Genomic DNA, 23,639 nt, shown 5'->3' with positions numbered 1-23,639 from the left:
TCAGGCGGCGGAGGCCGCCTTCTTGAGTTCCTGATTTTCTTTCCAGAGCCTTATCGACATGGCGAAGACGGCCTGACGTTTCCGCTGGTCATTGCAGGTCTCCATTCGACGGCGCGGCTGCGGGGACGCGGCCGAAACGGAAGCTCGATGCGGTGAGCCCGCCGGCGAAGTCCTTCTGGTGATAGGTGGTCGCGCCGGCTTCGTTCTCGGCGGCGCCGACCACCACCATCAGCGGGATGAGATGGTCTTCGCGCGGATGCGCCGCCCGCGCAGCCGGCGCCTGCTGCCATTCGAGCAGCCGCTCGGTGCGCTTGTCGGATGGCGTGTGAACCAGCGTTTCCTGAAGCCAGGCGTCGAAGCGGCGGGACGGCTCATATCCGCCCGTGCCGCGCATGGCCGAAAGGTTGTGATAGCTGAGACCGCTGCCGATGATCAGGACGCCCTCGTCACGCAAGGGCGCCAGCGCCCGGCCGACGCTGATGTGCAGCGCCGGATCGTAACCCGCATCCAGCGAAAGCTGCACGACAGGGATGTTCTCTTCCGGATAGAGCGGCTTCATGATGCTGAACGTGCCGTGATCGTAACCGCGGGTCGGATCGAGCGCCGCCTCGATGCCGTTCGCCCGCAGCAGATGCTGCACGCGGTTTGCGAGTTCGGGCGAACCGGGGGCATTGTAGGTGATGTGATAGAGGTGTTCGGGAAAGCCGTAATAGTCGTAGACCATGCCCGGCTTGACGCCCGACGATATGGCAAAACCTTTCTCCTCCCAGTGACCCGAGACCACGAGGATCGCCTTCGGCGCATCGCCGAGTTCGGCGCGCATATCGACCAGCGACTGTTCGAGCACATCGAAATTGCGGCGGAATTCACCCGTCATATAGGGCCAGGGGCCGCCGCCATGGCTGACGAAATAAGTCGGGAGTCTGGAATTTGTCATCGGAATTGTCCTTCGCATCATTGCCACGAGCATTGGGGCAGCGCTTCGATGGGAGGATTTTGATTTTTTCTCCGTTATTGATCAATGTGGCAGATATTGAAGAACCATTTCCTGGATGTTGATGATAAATGGATACGATGACGAGCCTGCGGGTGTTCTGCACCATCGCCGAACTGAAAAGCTTTACCGCTGCCGCCGATCGCCTTGGCGTTTCACCGGCAATGGCGAGCAAGCATGTGATGCAGCTCGAGAACCGGCTGGGGACGCGGCTGCTCAACCGAACCAGCCGCCATGTCAGCCTGACGGAGAGCGGCCGGCTTTATTTCAACCAGACCAGGGAGATGCTCGAACGGCTTGACGAGGTGGAAGATGCCATCGGCAATGTGACGGTGGCTCCGCGTGGCACCCTGAAATTGAGTGCGCCGGTTTGGGCGGCAACCGGCTATTTTACAGACATGCTGGCAGCCTATAACCGGCGCTACCCCGATGTCTGCCTGGACCTGGATCTCAGCGGCCGGCTGGTGAACCTGGTTGACGAAGGTTTCGATCTGGCGCTGCGGGCGACGTCGCAGGACAGGCTCGATCCGGGTCTCGTCGCTCGCCCGCTGACGAATGTACAGTTCCGTCTCATGGCCTCGCCGGATTACCTCGCGCGAACCGGGCGTCCTCAAAACGTCGCCGACCTCAACGGCCACGCACTGCTTCGCTACTCCGGCGTCAACCTCGGGGAAAGCATGTCGCTGGAAGGTCCGGACGGACCACACAAGATCACCTTCCGCACCGTGATGCTGAGCGACAACGAGACAATTATGCACCTGGCGGCCCTGCGCGGCATGGGCCTCGCCTTCCTGCCGGCATGGCTGGCTGAGCAGGATATCGAGGCCGGCCGACTGGAGATCGTGCTTCCGGCCATTATGCTCGGCTTCAACAGCACACTTTACGCCGTCTATCCGAGCCGCAAATATCTCTCGGCCAAGGTCCGCACCTTCATCGATTTTCTGACGGCGAGCACCCGGGAGATGGGATAATCCCCGCCCTCATTGGAACCGTAGGCCATCTTGCCTCCAGCACGGCAGCAACGCGAAAAACGGCGGCATGAAAAAATCTCACTTCGGAATCCCGAAATTCCCCCGCTTCGGGATTCCGAAATTCGCCGCGTTTTCCGCCCCGTCGGCGTAAGAAAATACGCAGTGATTTCAATGATGCAGCCAATTTCGGGATTCCGAAGTGCTATATAGATTCTGGTGGGAGTTGCTCGCTACCGCCACCAGGCAATGATTCCACCCGAGGTGCGAGAAGCAAAAAGGGCGCTCGACCCTTGCGGGGAGCGCCCTTATCCTGTCGGACAGCGAACAGCTCGACGACGTCGATACCGGGCGCATCCATTTTTCAGGCAGGGCCGCTATATGGACGCTCGCATTCGTCATTTCAAGGGGTCTTTTGCATCATCGTTGGCGAACGGCTGCTAAAGGGCGACGCCGGTCACGGGATTGACCACCGGCCGCTCGCTTTTGTCGCCTTCCCCAGCCGGCTGCACGGCCGGCGTCGCCATCGATTCTGCGTCGCCCGGCTCCGGTTTTTCGGGAACGGTTCCGACATCCTTGGGACGGCGCTGCTCGGGCTTTACGTTTTCGTCATTCGTCGACATTGTCTGTCTCCTTTCCAGAGAGGAAGTCGGGGCCGTCGACATGGTTCCGGCGGTGAATGGAGGACTGCCGATGTTTGAGAGGTTTCTGCTGCAGGGGCCGCCGGATGCGCGCGTCACCATCCTACTTGCCCATGGCGCCGGCGCGCCGATGGATTCGGCGTCGATGACAGCGGCGGCCGACGCGCTTGCCGGCGTCGGCTTTCGCGTCGCCAGGTTCGAATTCGCCTATATGGCCGCCCGCCGCACTGCGGAAGGCCGCAAGCCGCCGCCGCGCGCCGAAACGCTCAACCCCGAATATCAGGCGGCGATTGCCGCGCTCGACGCCGGCGGTCCCCTGATCATCGGCGGCAAGTCGATGGGCGGACGGGTTGCGAGCATGGTCGCCGACGGTCTCTATGACAGTGGAAAGATCGCCGGCCTGCTCTGCCTCGGCTATCCCTTCCATCCACCTGGCCAACCGGAGAAGCTGCGTACCGGCCACCTCAAAAGGCTCGCGACACCCACGCTGATCTGTCAGGGTACGCGCGACGAGTTCGGGACAAAGGACGAAGTGCCGGGCTACGATCTCTCCGACAGGATCGAGATCCTCTGGCTCGAGGACGGCGACCACGACCTCAAGCCGCGCAAGAAAATCTCCGGCTTCTCCGCCGCCGACCACCTTGCGACGATGGCGAAGACGGCCAAGGCATGGGCCGAACGCCTACCGGTTTAGGCGCCCTTTCGGCGGTCGCCGTCGGGTGGAAAGCTTCCTCACATCGATGCGCCGGTCGGCGGCGAAAACGGTGATTTCGAAATGATCGGCCTGCACCACGTCGCGGATATTCCTCGGCCGGTGCGCCGCGACGTTCACCCCGCCTCGCAGCCGCACACTGTCATAGAGAATGCCGGCGCCGCCGCTTAAGCGCACCGCCTCGCCGAGCAGCTGCGATGCCGCATAACTCGTGCCGTCATAGATATCGGGCCGCAGCGCCTGTTCGCCGCGAATGTCGAGATAGTCACCGATCAGGGTGGCGGCATAACTTCGATAGGTGCGCGCCATCGTCGCCACCCCACGCGCCACAGCCTCGCGCCGGAGATGATGACCGACCTCGGCGGCGGCCGTCTTGAGATTGTCGGCGGCATACCAGGCGCCGAGATCGGGGCCGTTGAAGCGCATGCCGCCCGGTGCGACATGCAGGAACGCCGCCATCACGATACTGGCGTTCGCACTGCCGTAAACCCACTCGTTTTCGGGAAGCCGCCGGATGCGGTCGGCGACGAGCCGGTCGTTGGTCCATCCCACAAGTTCCATCACGGCTTCGAGATCGGCCGCCCTTGCCACCGTATCGAACAAACCGATTGGCGGAAATTGCGACGGGATCAGCCGGTAAGATGGGCGCGGCGCCTCGGCAAAACGATCGCTCACCGGAAGACGATGTCCGTATCTTCGTACGGCGTGAATGCCTCGTCGAGCCCGTTCGGCGGCATGTAGAGCCCGCCGCGCGCACCGTCGAGGAACCGGCGCACGGTCATCAGCCCGTCCTGGGTTCCGCTTGTGACGATATCGAGTGGCGGATGGCCGCCGAAAACAGGCGCCTGATGCGGCGTGCGCAGCCAGTCGACACCTAAGCGTTCGTCGGCAAACAGCACGCGGAGCGCCTGGTGGATGCCGAGCACGGCGGAGATGCGGGTCAGCGTATCGACATCGAGAGTGAAAGCGCCGTGCTCGCGCGCCTGCTTGGCCCAGCTGTGATAGGTCGAGCGGGAGGGATAGCCGAGCACGAGCAGGCGCTGCTCCTCGCTCAAACCCCACAGATCGGCGATCGCCAGAAAGGTCCGCAAAGCCGGCGGACTCAGCCGCCTTCGATTGGCAGGTGCAAACCGCTCCGTTTCAAGCCGCTCCGGCTCCTGCTCCCTGCGTCTTGCCTGCTGCATTAGCAATCTCCTGTCTTGAACTAGATTTAGTCCAAATCTGGGCATCCGGCAAGGGAATTGGAAGAGGGGAGTTCAGGAAAGCTCCGCGGCCGCTTCCCGGATTGTCTGCATCAGGATCGATTGCGGCGCCGACGGCACGGCACCGGCCCGCATCGTCAGCCCGACCGGCCCTTTAGTCTCACCGGTATCGACCGGCAGCAGCGCCAGCCGCCCATCGGCGACATCGCCTGCTACCACGCCGTGGGAAATGATCCAGATGGCGTCGCTTGCCTTGAGAAAGGCACGGCCGAAGGAATCCGACACCGTCTCGATCTGGTTCGACAGGCTGGAGATGCTGTTGGCAATGAGGAAATTTTCGACGACCGGCCGGATGATCGAGCCTCGCGTCGGCATCAGCACCGTATAGTCGCCGAAGCCCGAAAACAGCGATTGCCGGCTGTTCAGCAGCGGATGGCCGGCCCGGACGGCAAACACCACCTGTTCGGAATAGAGATGTTCGAAGGAGAAGCCTGCCATCTTCTCCGCCCCGGCCAGACGGCCGACCACGAGGTCGAGATCGCCGACGCGAAGCTCTTCCAACAGCACGGCGTTTTCGCCGGTGACGATCTTCACTCGGCTTCGGGTATTTTCCTTGAGGAAGAGCTCCATCGCCCGCGGCATGATGCGCGATGATACCGTCGGCAGGGCGCCGATCCGGATCGGCGGCGCATCGGCGAACTGCTCCTGCGAGACGGAATCGAGACCCTGGCGCAGCGCCGTCAGCGCGGCGCCTGCATGGCGCAGGAAGACCTCGCCGTAACGGGTGATCTTGATGCCGCGGCCGTCGCGCTCAACGACGTTGACGCCCAGCACCTGTTCCAGCTCGCGGATCGTCTTCGTCACCGCCGGCTGGCTGACATGCAGCAGTTCCGCCGCCTTCATGACGCTCTTCTGCCGCGCCACCTCGACAAAGGTCTGCAGATGGCGAAACTTAACGCGGCTGTCGATCATCTGTTTTCATAACTCCAGAGTTATCGAAAAGCCGTAAAATATCATTTTACCTAACCGGATCAACCAATCAGTTTTGTCGTCAAGAGATGGTGTCGAGAAGGCTAACCCCAAATTCCGTCACCTCGGGCTTGACCCGAGGATCTATGCCGCGGGTGTTGGTGGGCGCGTGTGGATGCTCGGGTCAAGCCCGAGCATGACGGAGGGTGGGGAGGCATAAGGAGCCATTCGCGGCGTTGTCGCCTGTGGCCGGGCTCCTGTGATGAGAATAGGAAAGAAAGTGCGGCTTGGTGAAACACGCGATGCGATGTGTCACTGTTGGACGAGATCAGTTTGGCGGGAAGGCTAACCCCAAATTCCGTCATCCTCGGGCTTGACCCGAGGATCCATGCCGCGGCTGCTGGTGGGTGCCGTGTGGATGCTCGGGTCAAGCCCGAGCATGACGGAGGGGTGGTGTGCGCTAACTTGAACAGGGAGGAGAGCGGCATGCAATTCGCCCGCATAAACGACGTAACGATCCATTATCAGGTCATCGGCGCGCCCGCCGACCGGCCGATGGTCGTCTTTATCAATTCGCTCGGGACGGATTTCCGCATCTGGCGCGATGTCGTGGTGCGACTTGCCGGCGACTATGCCGTCGTGTTGTACGACAAGCGCGGCCACGGCCTTTCCGATGTCGGCCAGCTGCCCTCGTCGATCGAGGACCATGCGACCGATCTTGCCGGCCTGCTCGATCTGCTGTCGGTGAAAAATGCGGTCATCTGCGGCCTATCGGTCGGTGGCCTCATCGCCCAGTCGCTGGCGCAGCGCCGGCCGGACCTCGTCGGCGCTCTCATTCTTTGCGACACCGCCCATAAGATCGGCACGGCAGAGAGCTGGAACGCCCGCATCGCCGCCGTCGAAGACAAGGGCATCGGCAGCATCGTCGACGCCGTCATGGAGCGCTGGTTCACGCCGGCCTTCCGCCGGCCCGAGAACACCGCCTATTCCGGCTATTGCAACATGCTGACGCGTCAGCCGGTCGAGGGTTATCTCGCCGCCTGCGCCGCCATCCGCGATGCCGACTTCACCGAAGCGGCCAAGGCGATCGCCGTTCCGACGATCTGCATCGTCGGCGACCAGGACGGCTCGACGCCGCCGGATCTCGTGCTCTCCACCGCGCGGCTGATTCCGGGCGCCCGTTATGAGGTCATCCGCGATTGCGCCCACATTCCCTGCGTCGAGCAGCCGGAGGCGTTGACGGCGATCATCCGCGCCTTCCTCACATCGATTTCGCCTGGAGAAAGCAGCCCATGAACGAGACCGCCTCCCCCTCCGAACGCTACCGGCAAGGCATGGCGACCCGCCGCGCCGTGCTCGGCGACGCCCATGTCGACCGCGCCGCGGCCGGCGAGACCGGCTTCGACCGCCCCTTCCAGGAGCTGATCACCGAAGCCGCCTGGGGTCATGTCTGGTCGCGCCCGGCGCTGACCAAGCGCGAGCGCTCGATCGTCACGATCGCCCTGCTGGCCGCACTCGGCCAGGATGAGGAGGTCGCCATGCATGTGCGCGCGACCGCCAATACGGGTGCGACGCGCGAAGATATCTGCGAGGCGCTGTTACATGTGGCGATTTATGCCGGCGTTCCCGCCGCCAATCATGCGATCAAGATTGCCAAGCAGGCCTTTGCGGAGATGGACGCCGAGAAGGCGGCCTGAGGGGGAGAAATGTCCGAACGAGCAAACAGCAAGCCGGAGACCGGCGCCTTCTTCGCCCGCGACCGCGCCTGGCACGCGCCGGCGCTGACCCCAGGCTACAAAACCTCGGTGCTGCGCGCGCCGCAGCGCGCGCTGCTGTCGCTCGACGGCACGATCTCCGAGACGACAGGTCCGGTCTTCGGCCATTCTATCATCGGCGAACTCGACAACGACCTGATCCTGAACTATGCGCGCCCCGGCGAAAGCGCCATCGGCGAGCGCATCATCGTCCACGGCCGCGTGCTCGACGAGCGGGCAAAGCCGGTTGCCGGCGCCCTGGTGGAATTCTGGCAGGCCAATGCCGGCGGCCGCTATCGCCACAAGAAGGAAACCTATCTCGCGGCGATCGATCCGAATTTCGGCGGCTGCGGCCGCGCCATCACCGATGAGGAGGGCCGCTACCATTTCCGCACCGTGCGACCCGGCGCCTATCCCTGGCCGAACGGCGTCAACGACTGGCGCCCCGCCCATATCCACTTCTCGATCTTCGGCCACGGCTTTGCCCAGCGGCTGATCACCCAGATGTATTTCGAGGGCGATCCGATGATCTGGAAATGTCCGATCGTCGGCACGATCCCGGACAAGGCGGCGATCGAGCAGCTGATCGCACCGCTCGATTGGGGCAACACCATTCCGATGGATTCACGCGCCTATAAATTCGATATCGTGCTGCGCGGCCGCCGCTCGACGATGTTCGAAAACACGCTGGAGGGCAACTGACCATGCAGCAGCTCGGCTATCTCAAGGAAACCCCGTCGCAGACGGCCGGTCCCTATGTGCATATCGGCCTGATGCCGAATTTCTGCGATATAGCGGGCGTCTATGACAGCGATCTCGGCACAGTGATGCTCAACGACAAGACGCTCGGCGAACGCATCACCGTCACCGGCCGCATCTTCGACGGCGCCGGCGCGCTGGTGCGCGACGCCGTCGTCGAGATCTGGCAGGCCGACAGCGCCGGCCTTTACAACAGCCCCTCGGAAATGCGCGGCGCCGCCGATCCGAACTTCGCCGGCTGGGGCCGTAGCCCGACCCGCGCCGAGGACGGCGTCTACAGCTTCGAGACCATCAAGCCCGGCCGTGTCCCCTTCAAGGACGGCCGCAGACAGGCGCCGCACATCACCTTCTGGATCGTCGCCCGCGGCATCAATATCGGCCTACATACGCGGATGTATTTCCCGGAAGAGGCCGAAGCCAACGCGGGCGACCCGCTGCTGCTGCGCATCGAACATCGCGAGCGCGTCGCAACCATGGTCGCCACCCGCGACGGCACGATCTGCCGTTTCGATATCCATCTGCAGGGGCCTGACGAAACCGTGTTTCTGGATATTTGATTGTATGCGGGCTCTTTAATCGGAGAGCTTCGCGCAAGTGGCCCCCTCACCCTGCCCTCTCCCCGACGGGGAGAGGGGAACAGTGCCATACGAGATCGCCCGCTCATAAACACCAGGGCCGCGCCCCGAGTCCCTTCTCCCCTGGGGGAGAAGGTGGCGGCAGCCGGAAGAGGGGCCACCACCACAACGAGCCGACCATGACCGCATCGCCCTTCGACCACCCCTTCCTCTCCGGCCTCGTCGGCGATGACGAAATCGCACCCTATTTTTCCGCCGAAGCCGAGATCCGCGCAATGCTCTCCTTCGAGGCCGCGCTCGCCAGGGCCGAAGCCGCGCACGGCCTCATTCCCGGCGAAGCCGCAAGGAAGATTGCCGAAGGCTGCGCCGGTTTTTCTCCGGATCTTGCCAGCCTTCGCGCGGCAACGGCGAAGGACGGCGTCGTCGTCCCCGACCTCGTCAAGCAGCTGCGCGCTGAGGTCGGCGAGGAAGCGGGCAAAAACCTGCATCTCGGCGCCACCAGCCAGGACGTCATCGACACCAGCCTGATGATCCGCCTGAAAGCGGTGGCCTTCCTGTTTGCCGCCCGGCTATCCGCCATCCTCGCAGCGATCGACGGGCTCGACCGGCAATTCGGCGGCAACCGGCTGATGGGCCATACCCGCATGCAGGCGGCGATCGCGATCAGCGTCTCCGACCGTCTCAACACCTGGCGTGCGCCGCTGGCGACCTATCGCGACCGCCTGACCGAGCAGAGTTTTCCCGTCCAGTTCGGCGGTGCTGCCGGCACGCTCGACAAGCTTGGCCCACAGGCTGTGGCCGTCCGTGCCTCGCTCGCCCAGGAGCTCGGCCTCACCGACATCGGCCAATGGCAGAGCTCGCGCCTTGTGATCGCCGATATATCAGGCCTGTTCGCCTCGATCTCCGGCAGCCTCGGCAAGATCGGCCAGGACATCGCCCTGCTCGCTCAGATGGGCGGCGAGATCGAAGTCTCAGGCGGCGGCACCTCCTCGGCCATGGCGCACAAGCGGAATCCGGTTGCCGCTGAAGTCCTGGTCTCGCTCGCCCGCTTCAACGCCACGGCGCTCTCCGGCATCCACCAGTCCCTCGTCCATGAACAGGAACGCTCCGGAGCGGCCTGGACGCTCGAATGGCTGCTGCTGCCGCAAATGACGATGGGAACCGCTGCGAGCCTGCGGCTTGCCCGAGAACTGACCGGAAATATCAAGCGGCTTGGTACGGGCTGAGGCCGCAGCTGAAGGCTGGCGCGGCGGCAAAGGAATGCGGCGGGATGGCCACAAGCATAGCGATTTGCTTTTTCAATCGTGCGCAACCATCTAATAGGCATGACTTGCGGAAAACGCCCCGCCCGAGCAGCCCATTTACCGAAAACCAACCATACTGGGTTGCTTTCCGAAGCGAAAGCCGATTGCTTAGGAGAATATACTTCTTCTTCCGCTAGCGGTTAGGAGAATGAAAGGGGGCGCAGGCAAACCCGTGGAATTCTGCTGCTTCGCATCGGGATAAACTACGATTACGATGGCGATGCGGGAAGGCCGGTTTGAAAAACGATGACGACAGAACTGTTTCAGATAAAATTTTGGGGCGTCCGCGGCAGTATTCCCGTATCGGGCCCCGAGTTCGATCGCTACGGCGGTAACACTTCCTGCATCGAGATTCGCTGCGGAAAACATCGGTTGCTTTTCGACGCAGGTTCCGGCCTGCGCGAGGCGGGGTTGTCGCTGCTGGCCGACGGCGTCAGTGACGTCGATCTGTTCTTCAGCCACTGCCATTACGACCACATCATCGGCCTGCCCTTCTTCAAGGCGATCTATTATCCCTCGATCAACGTCAACATCTGGTCCGGCCATCTCGACGGCAAGATGAGCACGCGTGAGATGGTCGAGCAGTTCATCAGCCCGCCCTGGTTTCCGGTGAAGACCGACATCTGTCAGGCGACGATGAACTTCCGCGATTTCCATGCCGGCCAGATTCTGACCCCGCATGAGGGCATCGAGATCAAGACCTTCACGCTGAACCATCCGGGCGGCGCCATCGGCTACCGCATCGAATGGCAGGGCCGTTCGATCGCTCTGATCTACGATATCGAGCATATCCCCGGCAGCTATGATCCGGTCTCGCTGGAGATGATGCAGGAGGCCGATCTCGTCGTTTACGATTGCACCTACAATGAAGACGAGATGCAGCGCTTCAAGGGCTTCGGACATTCGACCTGGGAGCACGGCACCGAACTGGCCAAAATGGCGGGCGCCAAGCGCTTCGCCCTGTTCCACCACGCGCCCTCTCGCACGGACGAACAATTGGCCGAAATGGAAGCGCAGGCCGAGGCCGCCTTCCCCGGCGCCTTCGCCGCCCGCGACAATCAGACAGTAGTGATTTAGAACACCAAGTCTCCTGCGCCGGCGCAAGCAGGCGCCGGCCCGTTCGCGCTTTGCTGACGGAACAGATGCCGGGTCCGACCGTTTCCCCGGCAGCGCAAGATCGATGAAACGGGATATCAACCATGACCGTGCTCTCCGGACAATGCCTTTGCGGGCAGGTGAAACTTTCTGTTCGTGGCGAACCGCTGCGCGTCGGCATTTGTCACTGCACCGACTGCCGAAAGGAAAGCGGTTCGGCCTTTACCTTTTACGGGGTCTGGCCCGCCGGCCAGTTTGAACATTCCGGTGAAACGGGCGAATTCCACGGCCGACGCTTCTGCACCGGCTGCGGTTCGCGGCTGTTTTCCGCCGATGATCAAGAGGCGGAAATCAAGCTTGGCATCCTCTCACAGGCGCCGACGCCGCTGGTGCCGCGCTATGAACTTTGGATCAAACGCCGCGAGACGTGGCTGCGACCCGTGGAGGGCGCAGAGCAGTATGAGGAGGACCGAACGTGAACCTGGCCACGCTCGTCCGGCATAAGCTCGTTACGATCGCAGGCATCGAGATCTTTTACCGTGAGGCTGGTCCGCCTGATGCGCCGGTCCTGTTGCTGCCGCACGGCTATCCCTGCTCGTCTTACGAATTTCGCAATCTCATGCCGCGCCTTGCCGACCGCTGGCGGCTGATCGCTCCGGATTTTCCCGGCGCGGGCTATAGCGGCACGCCCGATGATTTCGACTATAGCTTCGATGGTTATGCCGCCTGGTTGGAGGCTTTTATCGGCGTGCTCGATGTCGACCGCTTCGCCCTCTATCTCCACGATTTCGGCTCGCCGATCGGAGCGCGGCTGGCAATCAGAAACCCCAGCCGCATCGCGGCGCTGATCATCCAGAACGGCGATATTCCCTATGAGGATGCGCTCGGCCCCAAGTATGCTGACATCGAGGCGACATGGGCGCTGCCGCACGCGGAGATGAGGAAGGCGCTGGCGGAAGCAATCAGCGAGGAGACGTTTAAGGAGGAGTTTCTCAACGACCTGCCGCCGCCTCTGGCCGACACGATCCCGCCGGATCTCTGGAGGCTGCACTGGTCGCTGATCACGCCGCGGCGCAAGGAAATCGCCATCGACCTGATCGCCGGATTGAAGGAGAACCGCGCCTGGTTCCCCGAGCACCGGAAATATCTCAGACAGTACCGGCCGCCGACCCTGATCGTCTGGGGGCCGAACGACCACTATATGCCAGAAAAGTCGGCACGCGCCTATCTCCGCGATCTGCCGGAGGCCGAACTGCATCTGCTCGACGGCGGGCATTGGCTGTTGGAAACGCATTTGGATGAGGTCGCGGAACTCATGCGGGATTTCCTCAGGCGTGTTCACGCCGGATGATCGATAGCCTAATCTTGCAGGAGTTCGGGCGCCGACGACCAAGCGAAGGCAGGATGATCGGCCGTCGCCGCAAACAAGGCCGACAGGAAATCCCAGGCTGCATGATCATGCACCAGATGATGTGTGAGCACGCCGATCGGCTCCTCGTTGCCGGCAAACCGATCGCGGAGTTCGGCAACCAATTCGGCCACCAGTTCCTCCGCGCTGCGGCCGCCGCGCGTGCCGTGCCAGTCGATAATGTCGATATGGGTGTTGAGAAGCGGGATCGGCCCGCCCTCTCTTGCCCGCCCGTACACCGAGAGCGCCGCAAAGCCGAGTTCGGGCAATGCCGGGATCAGCGTGGCGTCGATCCGGTTCCACGGCGGCACCAGCACCGGCACGAAGCGGGCAGGATGGAGCCGCTTCAAGCGCTGCCATCCTGCACGCAGCTCGCCGAGCACCACCTCGGCCGGCCGTTCGCCGCCGAGTTCCTGTTTCTTACGCTCCTGCCCGGCGTGATTGCTGTGCGACCAGCCATGCACAGCGACAGCAACGCCCGCTTCCGCCGCCAGCCGCGCAGCCAAGGCCTCGCCGGTCAGGGCAGGAATAACGGCAAGGGTCAGCGGAATCCCGTTCCCGCCGGTCAGCGCCAACAACTGCTCCAGATCGGGCGTCGGCTCGACGGCGTCGTCGTCGCGCAGCCAGAGCCGCGCCACGCGGCCGGCGGCACGCCAGCGGTCGAGCTCGCGGCGCAGCGGTTCCCAGCTCATCCCTTCGCTCATCACCTCACTCCTGTTCCTGCGCTGTTGCGCAAAATCTCGTCCAGGGCGCGGGCAGCCGTCGCAAGCGAGCGCTCCTCGAGCACGAAGCGCCGCGCCGCCTGTCCCATAGCGTCGCGTTTTTGCCCGTCGCCAAGCAGGTCCGCGATGGCCCCGGCATAGGCGGCGACATCGCCCTCTGGCGTCAGCAGGCCGGTGACCCCGGCCTCGACCACGGCAGGCACGCCCGCCGTTTGCTGCGCCACGACAGGCAGGCCGGCGGCCTGGGCTTCGAGATAGGCAAGGCCATAGGCCTCGCCGCAGCCGGGCCAGACATAGATGCCCCCGCGCGCGAGCAGGCTGGCGATCTCAGCTTCACCTTGCTCGCCCAGCCATTCGATGCGGCCGGCAAAGCCGGCAAACAGTGCCTCCACCTCCCGGCGCATCGGCCCATCGCCGATGACCGCCAGGGTCCATGGCCGGCTTTCGATCAGCCGCAATGCTTTTGCGAGCATCGCGTAACTTTCCATCTTGTCGCCGGCCCGCATCATCGCGACGGTCATCAGCCGGCTGGGATCGGGCGCCGGCCGCACCGCCTCGAACAGCGCCGGGTCGATGAACGGCTTGAGAGCTGCAAGCCGCGCCTGCGGAAAGGCGGCGGAAAGCCCGGCCTGATCACGCTCGGTGAAGCTGATATTGACCGCCGCCTGCATGACCGCCTCGCCCACGCGTTTCTGCCGGGCCGCCCAACCGGTCCGGTCTCGTTTTGCCGCATAGGAGGCCTCGGCCGTGACATAGGGAATGGCGAATTCGGCTGAGATCACCGGCCCGAAGGAATCGGGGGATTTGTAGTAAGGGTGGTAGCAGAACCAGAGATCCGGCCGGGGCTCTTCTTGCCATTTCACCCGCAGCCGCGCCAATTCGGCTGAGATCGCGGGTTCGAGCGCCGCGGCCGCCTCGGGCGTCGCGGCATGGGTGCGGAATTCGGAGACGACCTCGACCTGATGCCCGGCAAGCTGCAATGCCCGGATCAGCAGCCGCGCCATCAGCCGGTCGCCCGAGGGCACCGGATGGTTCGGCGATTTCATCGGCGCATAGAAGGCGACCCGCATGCGCATCCCTCGCATAGACACACTGTTTCCAATCAGTTTCCACGGGCGATCATAGATTATTCGAATCCGTAACCAAATCAGTTAGATGGATGAGGAGGTCGCATTCAGCCCGCCCATGGTTTGCGCCATCGTAGCCGGCGGCGAAAAAATCCCTTATTGCTGCCTTCCCGAAAACTTGCGCATAAGCATATGCAATGTGATCGCAATGGAAGCAATTCCGCCTCTTTCCCCCCTCTCTATGGGCCTGCGATTGCATCGGCAAGAACGGGAATGAATGACGACGGTCTCGGCCACAGGGATTTTTTCGGAACGCTCGATCAGAAGGGCAAGGCTCGGTTCCGGGCTGGTCATCTTTGTCTTCGTCCTCTTGCATTTGTCGAACCATGCGCTCGGACTCGTTTCGATTGCCGCAGCCGATAAGGCTCGCCACCTTTTCCTGGCCCTCTGGCGCAATCCCCTCGGCACCGTCCTGTTCTATGGATCGGTCCTCGTCCATGTGACCCTGGTGCTGCGCGCCATCTACATCAGGCGCAGCCTGGTCATGCCCAAGGGGGAAGCAACCCAGATGGTGCTCGGCCTGCTGATCCCGCTGCTTCTCATCGATCACGTCATCGGCACCCGCATCGCTCATGAACTCTACGGCTATATCGACAACTACGAGACGATCGTCGGCATGTTGTGGCTGCGGACGCCGGCGACGGGCGTGCGTCAGGCACTCGGCCTGATCGCGGTGTGGTTCCACGGCTGCATCGGCATCCATTACTGGCTGCGTTATCGCCCCTGGTACGGCGGTTTCGCACCGCTGTTGCTGGCGCTGGCGATCCTCGCGCCGGTGCTGTCGCTGCTCGGCTTCGTCGAAATGGGCCGCACACTCGCCGACCCCGCCTATCAGCTGACCTCGATCGAGCCTTACGCGACCACGGTGAATTCCCACTATGTCTCCGACCCCGCGATTCGCAGCCAAATCGCCATGGTCCGCGCCGGACTCTACGGCGCCTTCTCGGCCTCGCTGATCATCGTCGTTGCCGCCCGCACCCGGCGCAGGCTGAAGGAGCGTCTCGATCAGGTCGCCGTGCACTATCCGGGCGGCGAAGTGATCCGGGTGCCGCGTGGGTTCACGGTGCTGGAGGCGAGCCGGCTCGGCGGCCTGCCGCATTATTCGGTCTGCGGCGGCAAGGGCCAGTGCTCCACCTGCCGGGTGCAGATTCTTGGTGATTACCAGAAGCTGCCGCCGCCCGACAAGCTGGAACAGACGACACTGAAACGCATCAATGCCGGCCCTGATGTCCGCCTCGCCTGCCAGCTTCGGCCGGATGCCGACGTCGCGGTCGCGCCCCTTCTCGTACCAGCCGTCGAGGCGGCTATTCCCGCCAACAGCCAGGAGACGAGCCCTGGCCGTGAGCGTGAAATCGTCGTGCTCTTCGTCGATATCCGTCATTTCACCACGCTGACGGAAACCCGCCTGCCCTTCGACGTCGTCTTCCTGCTGAACCGCTATTTCGCCATCATCGGCAAGGCGGTGGAGCAGGCGGGCGGCCGGCTCGACAAATTCATCGGCGACGGCGCCATGGCGCTCTTCGGCCTCAACGCCGCGCCGGAGGAGGCCTGCCGCCAAGCGCTCGACGCGGCGGCGGCGATCGTCGCGGGAATCGAGAAACTCGCCGCCGAACTGGCCGAAGAGCTGACGCTGCCGCTGCGGATCGCCATCGGCATCCACACCGGCCCGGCCGTCGTCGGCACGATGGGCTACGGCCGGGTCCGCAGCATGACGGCGATCGGCGATACGGTGAATGTCGCGAGCCGGCTGGAAAGTGCGGCCAAGGAATTCGACGCGGCGATCGTCTTCTCCGAGCCGGTGGCCAGGCTTGCCGGCGCCGATCTTGCCGATGTCGAAAGCCGTGAAATCAGCGTGCGCGGCCGCGCCCTGCCCTTGAAAGTCTATGTCGTTCCGAGAGAGAAAGCGGCAGAACCGCTCGAAGGAAAAGCCTAATGCCCGGCAAGCCGTGGCTCACCGCCAAATATTGGAGCCGCCGGCTGCGCAAGGCGCGCAATCGCGCCGCCTCGCGCTTCTTCGACAGTCGCCTCGGCCGTCGCCTGCTGATCGAGAATATCGGCCCGCGCGTCGTCTCGATGACAGTCGATGCCGGTGATCACCTGATGACCTTCTCGCCTTCCGACTATATCGGCCGCAAGGTCTTCCGTAAGGGCCACTTCGAGCGCGACGCCGTCGACCGGCTGATCGTCATCCTGCGCGAGCGCGGCCTGCTCAGAAAGGATGCGACGCTGCTCGAGATCGGCGGCAATATCGGCACCCAGACGATCTATTTCGCCTTGAGCGGCACCTACGCCGATATCGTGAGCGTCGAGCCCGATCCGCGCAATTTCCCGCTGCTTGAACTCAACATCCGCCAGAACCGGCTGGAGGAGAAGGTTCGGCTCGTCAACTGCGCCGCGGGGGAGCACGCAGGCGAGATCGACTTTTTTCTCAACCTCAATAATCACGGCAAGAGCAGCGCCATCCGCCAGAGCCCGACCGACCGGAAGATCAGCGTGCCGGTGAAGCCGGTCTCCGAAATCCTCGCCGGCCTCTCGATCGATCCGACCGCAATCGGCCTTGTATGGATGGATATCGAAGGCTACGAGCCGGTCGCCTGCCGCTCGATGCAGCCGCTGCTTGCCCGCCGCGTGCCGCTTCACATGGAATTCACGCCGCTGTTCTACGGGCGCGAGGGAACGAAGGCGTTCATAGCGATGCTGTCAGGATTTTACGAAGATTGTGTCGTGCTGTTCGAGGATCGCGAGGTGGAGATGAAGGTGCGGGATCTGCCTGACGAGTTCGATCAGTACAATGTGCTGTTTTTGCCCTAGGCTTACGCCCTAAAAGCGGACCATTGGCGCCGTGCCGTGCAGCCCTGCGGGCCACCCGCTGGGGAGAAGAGCGAGCAAGCCGCACCGGCATGCCTGCACGAAACAACGCCTACTAAAGGGGCCCCGCCCAAGCTGGCGATGACGAACCGGCGTTCTCCCTTCTTCTCCCCAGCGGGGAGAAGGTGGCCCGCAGGGTCGGACGAGGGGGCATCAGGGCACGCCTTTCATTTCGGGGCGGCGTATTCCGGCGTCGGCGTCCGTGAATTTCCGCGGTCAATTGGCTGCAGCTCAAAACCACGATTCTTTCACGTTTCGATCGGTAGACCCTCAAACGAGTTTCTTCGCCTCCGTCCGCGTATGCTCATGATACTTGTTCTCCCGCAGCGTTCCAAAAAGCTTTAAGCTCTCCAGATGCTCGCGCTGAGCGCGGTAGAAGTCATTGAGGAATAGGAGCTCCTGGCCCGGCCTCACAACGTCTTCATACCGGATCTTTCGAGTAATGGTTCGCACGATCTGTATGATCTCTTTATGGTCTGACGTCTTCACCGAGTCGCGAAGCACATCCTCCAGCGTCTGCAGCTCATATTTGCCGTAGACATCGAGATGTTCCGGCTGGAAATCGAAGGCCGGCTGCGACGAGGCGGCGGCGGGTGCGGACAAAGCAAGGTCCGCGAGCAGCACGGAGCGCGGCGTGTCGACGACCAGCGTGCCGGCAATGATATCGCCGAGCCGTTGCCGGCGTCGGTTTGCCAGCGGAACGACCACCACCACCAGAAGCCAGAGGCCTGCCAGACCGTTCTCCCAAGCTCCCTGGGTTTCCATGCCCGCCAATAGGCCCATCGGACCGAAGATCTCGACCTCCTTCATGAGGTTGCGTGCGGTCACCTGGTGCGGGGTGAGCCGCCGCCCGTCCATGTTGACGACGCGGATACCGGTAATTCTTTTCCCGAGCGTGCGGCCGTTCCAGATGAGCTCGGACAGGATGTAATAAGGGGTGCGCAAGAGAAAGCCGAGCAAGGCGGCGAGCATCAGATCGGCGCTCACCGGCAGAAACCCCGTGAAGATGATAACGGCCGCGCAAATGAAGATGATGAGCGCCGTAAAGAGGATGTCGAGGAATTGCGCGCCGAAGCGGCTCGCCAGCGAGGCGATCGCGAAATTGATCGGCACTCCTTCGGGCGGGATGAACTGTTCGGTGCGCCTGCCGTCCGTCACTGGCCGATTCATCGCTTCGGCCCCCGCGAAATCTTGCTTTCGCGTCCGCTGAACAGCAGCCAGCTCACCCAGAAGACACCCATACCCCAGCCGATGCCGAGGCGCCATATCGGCTCCTGGATCGTCTGGCGAAGAACCCCTTCGATGAAGGCTGCCACGATAAGCATCAGAGCCGCGAGGATCGCGAGTTTGACGGCATCATGCGCCTGGTGGCGCAGGGCTTCCCTGCGCGTTCGCATACCCGGAACGAGAACGGCAAGGCCGAGCCTTGCACCGCCCGCACAGGCAATGGCGATTGCCGCAAGCTCGGTCACCCCGTGAATCGAGAGCCAGGCGAAAATGTCGTAGCCCAGCCCCTTGCGAGAAAACATCGCAAAAAACGCGCCCAGCATCAGGCCATTGTAAAAGGTCAGGATGAAGCTCGGCACCGACATGAAAACGCCGAGCGCAAAAATGAAGACGACGATGGTGGTGTTGTGGGAAAAGAGAAATGCGGAAAATGCCGCGAGCCTGTCGCTCGCATGCCGTTCATCGCCGTAAAGCGTCGAGCGGAGAAAATCGACCGACGCTGCCGGGGTGCGCTGATCGGCCATGTCGGGCGGCACGAAGGTATAAAACCAGCTCGGGTCGTGGGTGAAGAGCCTGTATCCGGCGGCCGCCCCGAGAATGAGAGCCAGGAAGCCGATGAACAGGGGCAATGCCGATCGGCGCACCGCCTGAGGAATGCCCTGGACCAGCAGGCGGGTAATCAGCCCCCTGAGACTTTCCTGCGGCGCATAGACGACCAGATAGGCCCGGGCGCAGAGGCTCTCCAGATAGGCGACGAGGGCGCGATCGAGGGAAATGTCACGCGCGACGCTCAGCGAGTTCATCGCCTGCCTGTATCCGGCGGCGAGGTTGCGAACATCGTCATAACCGAGCGTCGCTGCGCCACCCTTCTCCGCCCGCGTCACGAGCTCGTCCAGCTGACGCCAGTGCGCCTCGCGCTCCATGCGAAAGCGCGCCGAGCGCAGCAAATCGGTCTGGATGGCGCCGACGTTTACCGACGCGCCCGTCTCTGTCCTGCTGTCGATCCCAAGATCCATCATATCATCTCGCGGGATTTGATTTCGATGTAGCGCGCAATGAGATCCGAAGTCAGCGCCTCCGGCGTGCTGTCGAGGCAGAGTACGCCGAGACGCACCAGCTTTTCCATGACAGTGCGCCTCTCCTGAACGATCTGACGCGCTGCCACGGAGCGGGCGACCGCGTCCAAGCTGATTTCCTCCGGTTCCGTCAGCTTTGCGAGCATCGGATCGCGCAAGGCGACGTAGACGATGAAATGATGCCGGGCGAGGACCTGGATGTTCTCGATCATCAGCTCCGCCGTGATGCTGTCGACGAAATCGGAGAATATCACGACCAACGAACGTCGCTTCAGCCGTCCCGACAAATGCGTCAGTCCGAGCGTATGATTGCTCTCCTGGGTCTCATAGCGTAGCTCGGCGCATTTCGTCTGAAGCCGCGGAAAGGCCGCTCTTCCGGGCAAGGCAGGCACGAACAGCCGCGGGCGGCTATCGAAGCTGTAGAAGCCCACGAGATCGCCGGCAAGCCCGGCCCCCCAGCACATCGCCAAGGCGGCGTTGATGGCGCGATCGAGCTTGGTGAAACCGCCGAGCTGCTCGGCCATCAGCCGCCCGGAATCGATGCACAGGATGATCTGATGGTTTCGTTCGGCCCGCATCTCGCGCACGACGAGATTGCGCATCCGGGCGGATCGCTTCCAGTCGATGCTGCGGGGGTCCATGCCGCTGGCAAACTCGCGCAGCTGATGGAATTCCGATCCTTCGCCGCGCAGCCGCAAATCCTTCTGGCCGGCTTCCAGCGGCAGGATCTGGGTCCTTATCGCTCCCGACAGGACCGGCGATATGTCAGGCAGGACGGCGATCTCCTTTTCCACCGGCATCTGCGCGATAATGTCCAGCAGCCTCAGCCGCGATGGCCATTTCAGCCACAGCACATGGATCGCATACCGCCCCCGTCGCGTCAGACGAAGATTCACAGTGGCTCTGACATGGCTTTCTCCGGCGACGGACGCAGCACGCGCCAATCTGCCTTCGCCGACGGCAAGCTCGGGAGCACAATCGATCCGAATCTCGACATTGTCGGGCACCGCGTCCTTCTGCGGCCGGATCGCCACCGCAAATACAGCGGTGTGACCGACAAAACCTTGCGGCGGCAGATCGAATTCCACCGTCATCCGGCCCGATGAGGCCGACATCGCCAGATCGCCTGCCGTCAATGCCGCAAGCGCGACCCACAGCATCAGCAGCGGATAACCCATATCGCGCCACCAAACGCTGACGAAGACCGTCACCGCGGCCAAAATCAGAACGAGCGCGATCAGGTAACGGGATGGCCGCATTAACGAGGCGCATCCACGCGGTTCATGATGCTGCGCAGCACCTCGTCGGGGGTACGGCCATCGATTTCGGCCGAAGGCGAAAGAACGATGCGATGGCGAAGCGCGGGCACCAGCAACGCCTGGATATCGTCCGGCAAGCCGTAATCCCGGCCTTCGAAGGCCGCCCGCACTCTGACCGCCGAGGCAAGGGCGTCGGCAGCGCGCGTGGATGCGCCGTAGAGAATATCGGGATCGGAGCGCGTGGCGCGCACCAGATCGACGACATAGGTCAGGGTCGTCTCATCCAGATGGATGGCGTCGATCAGCGCCCGCCCGTCGGCAAGCGCTGCGCTGGTGACAAGCGGACGGATGCCGGCATTGCGCATGTCCGATTTCAGCGCCTGCCTGGCGTGTTTGGAAAGGATGGCGATTTCGGTGTTGCGGTCGGGGAAATCGACGACGAGCTTGAACAGGAAGCGGTCGAGCTGTGCTTCGGGCAAGGGATAGGTGCCCTGCTGCTCGATCGGATTCTGCGTGGCAAGCACAAAGAAATCCGACCCCAGCAAATAATCGGTCCCATCGATCGTCACCATCCGCTCGTTCATCGCCTGCAGCAGGGCGGATTGCGTCTTCGGCGGAGCGCGATTGATCTCGTCGGCCAGAAGGATGTCGGTAAAGACAGGGCCCTTGGTCAGGTGGAATTGATTGGTCTGGAAGTTGAAGAGATTGACGCCGAGCACATCGCCCGGCATCAGGTCGGGCGTGAACTGGATACGGCGATAATCCAGCGCCATGGCCGCGGAAACCGAGCGGGCCAGCAGGGTTTTGGCCGTGCCGGGAGGCCCTTCGACAAGGCAGTGCCCGCCGGCAAAAATCGAAATCAGAACGAGATCGATGATCGCGTCCTGCCCTTGCACCACCTTGCCTATTTCCCCACGAACCGTAGCGATAAGATCGCGAAACTCACCTAGATCCAAACTCAAAGCTCCCTAGCAATTTTCTGAATGTCTCGAGATTGCGATGCAGATCCGAGCGCGTCATGATATGTCCGCGTTCGATCAGCGCCTCGGCTGCGGCGTGCAAGGCCTGTGCGGCTGCCTTGTCTTGACGCGCCAGGCGTTGGAACAATCGTGCGATGCCTGCCTGATTGCCGGCGCCGGAGCCGAAGAGCAATTGCGCCTTATCGGCGAGCAGATGCAGCACGAACTGTCCCGTCATCCGGCCGTCATTGCCCGAAAGCCGCAAGAGCCGCGCCGTGGCTTCGATCGCGGCGGTCTTGGACAATTCGATATTTCCAGAGACCTCACGCAAAGGCGGCCCGAAGCGATAGGCGCCCCGCCAGAAGCAGATCGCCGCCACAACCAGCACGGTTCCCCAGATGGCCGATAAGGGATAGGCGAAAAAGCGCTTCAGATCGGTGGTGGAGCGCTCATAGGATTGCCCCTCGTCGACCGTTGCCTCGCTATCGAGAGGTTCGCCCGATGTATCCAGATAGATCGGCCGCGACTCGCCGGCGGCGCGGAGAGACTGGACCAGTGAGACGGCAAAGGCGGCGTTATCGGCCAACGCCAGTCCGTGGTTATTCAGCAGATCGGGATCCGACAGCAGATAGACGGTGGGATCGGCCGCGCAGTGCAGAAGCAGCACACCCGATAGCGTACCCACGACCTCCCCGCAGCCGCTCGGCAGGCTCGACCGCTCGAAGGTTTGCGCCCGATAGAGGGCAATCTTGATCGGCTGGCCCGGTTGCAGCTGCGGCTGCGCTTCCTCAAAACTTGTCTCACTGCGGGCGAAGCCAAAATCCGAGTAGCCGATCTTGTCAAGTTCATTGCTGATGTCGGCGAGATCAATCAGCCCCGATTTGCCGGCGACGCCTTCCGTCGATACGATGCCGCGCCATTTCGGCAAAACAATCAGCGTCGGCAGGGCATATTGGTCCGCCTCCACAACGGGGTTTTCCGGGTCCAGACCGTCCGTTTCATCGTCTGATTGAGGTGTGACAGCCTCGCCTTGATGTATCGACAGGGGAACGATGCGCAGCGAGATTTTGGAGCGCGCCTGGGCAATATGAGGGTCGGAACGGACGACCGGGATACCCTTGGTCTGCAGCCACAATTCCAGCCCCTTGCTGCCAAGAGGCGAACGGTCGTAATCGCTGCCCCGCGACACCGCAAAGACCGCCAGTGCAGCCAGCGCGAGCACCAGCCCCAGGATTAAAACGGGGGCGGATTTACGCATGGGCCACTCTGCCTGCTGCAAGCAGATCGCGCCCGGTCGCAAGAAGGACGCTGAAATGGTTCTCCGCAACGGTGCGGCCACCGTAATGAACGAGTTCCACCGCCGTCAGGAAGCTGGCAAGCCGGTCGCGGCCGGGCATGGTTTTCGGCAAGCGGGCAAAGACGGCACGTTCCGTATCGGCGCGGGAAAGCCGCGTATCCGTGATGTCGGCGGCGTGGAGCAGACAATGCCTGAGCAGCAGGACAAGCGCCTGCCTTCGATCGGCCATGGCCGCAATCCGCTGCAGGAAATCGCTTGGCTTTTCCTCAACCTCTTCGGCGCCGGTCCGCCAACTTTCCGGCGCCTCCTGGCGCTGCTTGATGTCGCTCGGAGCAGACGACAGCAGGACGCCGCCGTTTCCGAAACGCATCCACAAGCCGATTGCCGCTGCCAAGCCGACGAGCACGACGGCAACGGCCAGAGGGCCGCCGCTGATCACCGGCTCCCGCGGGAAAGATGACGGCGCGCGTCGCAGCGGCGGCTTGTCTTGAGACGACGTCGTACCCGACGCCGCTTTGGCCTGATCGGACGCATCGCCGTAGACGAGCGTGCAGCGCAGGCCGTTCAGCAGGCACTGCGAGGCATATTCCGTCCCGACGGCGCTGATCGGCTGATGGCTGTCGGCGGGCTGACCGCCGCTGTCCTGCGCCCAGACGGGCGGAAATGAAACCGAGGCGGCGAGGAAAAGGGCCGCCAGCAGGCCGGCGTTGCGGGTGGTCATGC

Annotated in this window: 25 protein-coding genes; 12 read left to right on the top strand and 13 right to left on the bottom strand. The window is 62.9% G+C overall.

All coding sequences use genetic code 11. The annotated features are described in order from the left end of the window. Positions 1-88: 88 nt before the first annotated feature. A complete protein-coding gene (locus AMK00_RS25040) occupies positions 89-937 on the bottom strand; it encodes a DODA-type extradiol aromatic ring-opening family dioxygenase (RefSeq protein ID WP_064812313.1) in 849 nt (282 codons plus the stop codon). 128 nt (positions 938-1,065) lie between these two features. Here AMK00_RS25040 and AMK00_RS25035 point away from each other — a divergent pair, with 128 nt between their 5' ends. Continuing rightward, the gene (locus AMK00_RS25035) at positions 1,066-1,965 is read left to right on the top strand and encodes a LysR family transcriptional regulator (protein WP_064812068.1); all 900 of its coding nucleotides are present in this window, start codon (positions 1,066-1,068) and stop codon (positions 1,963-1,965) included. A 437-nt stretch (positions 1,966-2,402) separates the two neighbouring features. Here AMK00_RS25035 and AMK00_RS25030 read toward each other — a convergent pair whose 3' ends face one another. After that, a complete protein-coding gene (locus AMK00_RS25030; protein ID WP_064812067.1) occupies positions 2,403-2,585 on the bottom strand; it encodes a hypothetical protein in 183 nt (60 codons plus the stop codon). Positions 2,586-2,655: 70 nt separating this feature from the next. Here AMK00_RS25030 and AMK00_RS25025 point away from each other — a divergent pair, with 70 nt between their 5' ends. Beyond that, positions 2,656-3,297 carry an alpha/beta hydrolase family protein gene (locus AMK00_RS25025; protein ID WP_064812066.1) on the top strand — a complete coding sequence of 214 codons (642 nt, stop codon included), beginning with the start codon at positions 2,656-2,658 and terminating at the stop codon, positions 3,295-3,297. On the opposite strand, the gene AMK00_RS25020 is transcribed toward AMK00_RS25025, so the two are convergent. From AMK00_RS25020 to pcaQ, 3 genes are all read right to left on the bottom strand, one after another. Next, positions 3,286-3,990, bottom strand: coding sequence for an RES family NAD+ phosphorylase (locus tag AMK00_RS25020; RefSeq protein ID WP_064812065.1), 705 nt, complete (start codon positions 3,988-3,990; stop codon positions 3,286-3,288). The two genes, AMK00_RS25025 and AMK00_RS25020, sit on opposite strands and share 12 nt — an antisense overlap. Beyond that, complete coding sequence (locus AMK00_RS25015) at positions 3,987-4,499, bottom strand: MbcA/ParS/Xre antitoxin family protein (RefSeq protein WP_064812064.1); 513 nt, start codon at positions 4,497-4,499, stop codon at positions 3,987-3,989. The genes AMK00_RS25020 and AMK00_RS25015 overlap by 4 nt, the downstream gene beginning before the upstream one ends. Before the next feature lie 72 nt (positions 4,500-4,571). Then, positions 4,572-5,489 carry a pca operon transcription factor PcaQ gene (pcaQ, locus tag AMK00_RS25010; protein ID WP_064812063.1) on the bottom strand — a complete coding sequence of 306 codons (918 nt, stop codon included), beginning with the start codon at positions 5,487-5,489 and terminating at the stop codon, positions 4,572-4,574. Positions 5,490-5,972: 483 nt separating this feature from the next. On the opposite strand from pcaQ, the gene pcaD reads away from it, so the two are divergent. The 8 genes from pcaD to AMK00_RS24970 all read left to right on the top strand — a co-directional run bounded on the left by pcaD (position 5,973) and on the right by AMK00_RS24970 (position 12,324). Next, positions 5,973-6,782 (top strand): 3-oxoadipate enol-lactonase, encoded by an 810-nt coding sequence (pcaD, locus tag AMK00_RS25005; protein ID WP_064812062.1) that lies wholly within the window; start codon positions 5,973-5,975, stop codon positions 6,780-6,782. Then, on the top strand, positions 6,779-7,183 hold the full coding sequence (pcaC, locus tag AMK00_RS25000; protein WP_064808130.1) for a 4-carboxymuconolactone decarboxylase: 405 nt from the start codon (positions 6,779-6,781) through the stop codon (positions 7,181-7,183). Before pcaD ends, pcaC begins: the two co-directional genes overlap by 4 nt. A gap of 9 nt (positions 7,184-7,192) precedes the next feature. Next, positions 7,193-7,942 carry a protocatechuate 3,4-dioxygenase subunit beta gene (gene pcaH / locus AMK00_RS24995; RefSeq protein WP_064812061.1) on the top strand — a complete coding sequence of 250 codons (750 nt, stop codon included), beginning with the start codon at positions 7,193-7,195 and terminating at the stop codon, positions 7,940-7,942. A gap of 2 nt (positions 7,943-7,944) precedes the next feature. Further along, complete coding sequence (gene pcaG / locus AMK00_RS24990; protein ID WP_064812060.1) at positions 7,945-8,556, top strand: protocatechuate 3,4-dioxygenase subunit alpha; 612 nt, start codon at positions 7,945-7,947, stop codon at positions 8,554-8,556. Positions 8,557-8,753: 197 nt separating this feature from the next. Continuing rightward, entirely contained in the window at positions 8,754-9,800 is a 1,047-nt protein-coding gene (locus AMK00_RS24985; RefSeq protein WP_064812059.1) for a 3-carboxy-cis,cis-muconate cycloisomerase, read from the top strand. A 324-nt stretch (positions 9,801-10,124) separates the two neighbouring features. Then, entirely contained in the window at positions 10,125-10,955 is an 831-nt protein-coding gene (locus AMK00_RS24980; RefSeq protein ID WP_064812058.1) for an MBL fold metallo-hydrolase, read from the top strand. 122 nt (positions 10,956-11,077) lie between these two features. After that, entirely contained in the window at positions 11,078-11,452 is a 375-nt protein-coding gene (locus AMK00_RS24975) for a GFA family protein (protein ID WP_064812057.1), read from the top strand. A 2-nt stretch (positions 11,453-11,454) separates the two neighbouring features. Next, positions 11,455-12,324 carry an alpha/beta fold hydrolase gene (locus tag AMK00_RS24970; protein ID WP_064812312.1) on the top strand — a complete coding sequence of 290 codons (870 nt, stop codon included), beginning with the start codon at positions 11,455-11,457 and terminating at the stop codon, positions 12,322-12,324. Positions 12,325-12,332: 8 nt separating this feature from the next. On the opposite strand, the gene AMK00_RS24965 is transcribed toward AMK00_RS24970, so the two are convergent. Both AMK00_RS24965 and AMK00_RS24960 read right to left on the bottom strand, forming a co-directional pair. Then, complete coding sequence (locus AMK00_RS24965) at positions 12,333-13,085, bottom strand: polysaccharide deacetylase family protein (RefSeq protein ID WP_064812056.1); 753 nt, start codon at positions 13,083-13,085, stop codon at positions 12,333-12,335. Then, positions 13,085-14,173 carry a glycosyltransferase family 4 protein gene (locus AMK00_RS24960; protein WP_064812311.1) on the bottom strand — a complete coding sequence of 363 codons (1,089 nt, stop codon included), beginning with the start codon at positions 14,171-14,173 and terminating at the stop codon, positions 13,085-13,087. Before AMK00_RS24960 ends, AMK00_RS24965 begins: the two co-directional genes overlap by 1 nt. A 274-nt stretch (positions 14,174-14,447) precedes the next feature. Here AMK00_RS24960 and AMK00_RS24955 point away from each other — a divergent pair, with 274 nt between their 5' ends. Beyond that, positions 14,448-16,163 carry an adenylate/guanylate cyclase domain-containing protein gene (locus AMK00_RS24955; RefSeq protein WP_064808117.1) on the top strand — a complete coding sequence of 572 codons (1,716 nt, stop codon included), beginning with the start codon at positions 14,448-14,450 and terminating at the stop codon, positions 16,161-16,163. After that, a complete protein-coding gene (locus AMK00_RS24950) occupies positions 16,163-17,041 on the top strand; it encodes an FkbM family methyltransferase (protein ID WP_064808115.1) in 879 nt (292 codons plus the stop codon). Before AMK00_RS24955 ends, AMK00_RS24950 begins: the two co-directional genes overlap by 1 nt. Positions 17,042-17,368: 327 nt before the next feature. On the opposite strand, the gene AMK00_RS24945 is transcribed toward AMK00_RS24950, so the two are convergent. Genes AMK00_RS24945 through AMK00_RS24920 form a run of 6 tightly spaced genes read right to left on the bottom strand, consistent with a single transcriptional unit; the run spans position 17,369 to position 23,637 of the window. Further along, the gene (locus tag AMK00_RS24945; protein ID WP_064808113.1) at positions 17,369-18,268 is read right to left on the bottom strand and encodes an RDD family protein; all 900 of its coding nucleotides are present in this window, start codon (positions 18,266-18,268) and stop codon (positions 17,369-17,371) included. Next, a complete protein-coding gene (locus tag AMK00_RS24940) occupies positions 18,265-19,341 on the bottom strand; it encodes a stage II sporulation protein M (RefSeq protein WP_064812055.1) in 1,077 nt (358 codons plus the stop codon). Before AMK00_RS24940 ends, AMK00_RS24945 begins: the two co-directional genes overlap by 4 nt. Next, positions 19,341-20,660 carry a DUF58 domain-containing protein gene (locus AMK00_RS24935; protein WP_064812054.1) on the bottom strand — a complete coding sequence of 440 codons (1,320 nt, stop codon included), beginning with the start codon at positions 20,658-20,660 and terminating at the stop codon, positions 19,341-19,343. The genes AMK00_RS24940 and AMK00_RS24935 overlap by 1 nt, the downstream gene beginning before the upstream one ends. After that, positions 20,660-21,616, bottom strand: a complete 957-nt coding sequence (locus AMK00_RS24930; RefSeq protein ID WP_064812053.1) for an AAA family ATPase — start codon at positions 21,614-21,616, stop codon at positions 20,660-20,662. The genes AMK00_RS24935 and AMK00_RS24930 overlap by 1 nt, the downstream gene beginning before the upstream one ends. Next, positions 21,603-22,877, bottom strand: a complete 1,275-nt coding sequence (locus AMK00_RS24925) for a DUF4350 domain-containing protein (protein WP_064812052.1) — start codon at positions 22,875-22,877, stop codon at positions 21,603-21,605. The genes AMK00_RS24930 and AMK00_RS24925 overlap by 14 nt, the downstream gene beginning before the upstream one ends. Beyond that, positions 22,870-23,637, bottom strand: a complete 768-nt coding sequence (locus tag AMK00_RS24920; RefSeq protein ID WP_064812051.1) for a hypothetical protein — start codon at positions 23,635-23,637, stop codon at positions 22,870-22,872. Before AMK00_RS24920 ends, AMK00_RS24925 begins: the two co-directional genes overlap by 8 nt. Between the last annotated feature and the right edge of the window lie 2 nt (positions 23,638-23,639).

The organism is Rhizobium sp. N621, assembly GCF_001664325.1.
Taxonomy (GTDB): Bacteria; Pseudomonadota; Alphaproteobacteria; order Rhizobiales; family Rhizobiaceae; genus Rhizobium; species Rhizobium esperanzae.
The sequence above is the reverse complement of the archived record's forward strand: the minus strand, read 5'-3'. Positions and strand labels throughout refer to the sequence as shown.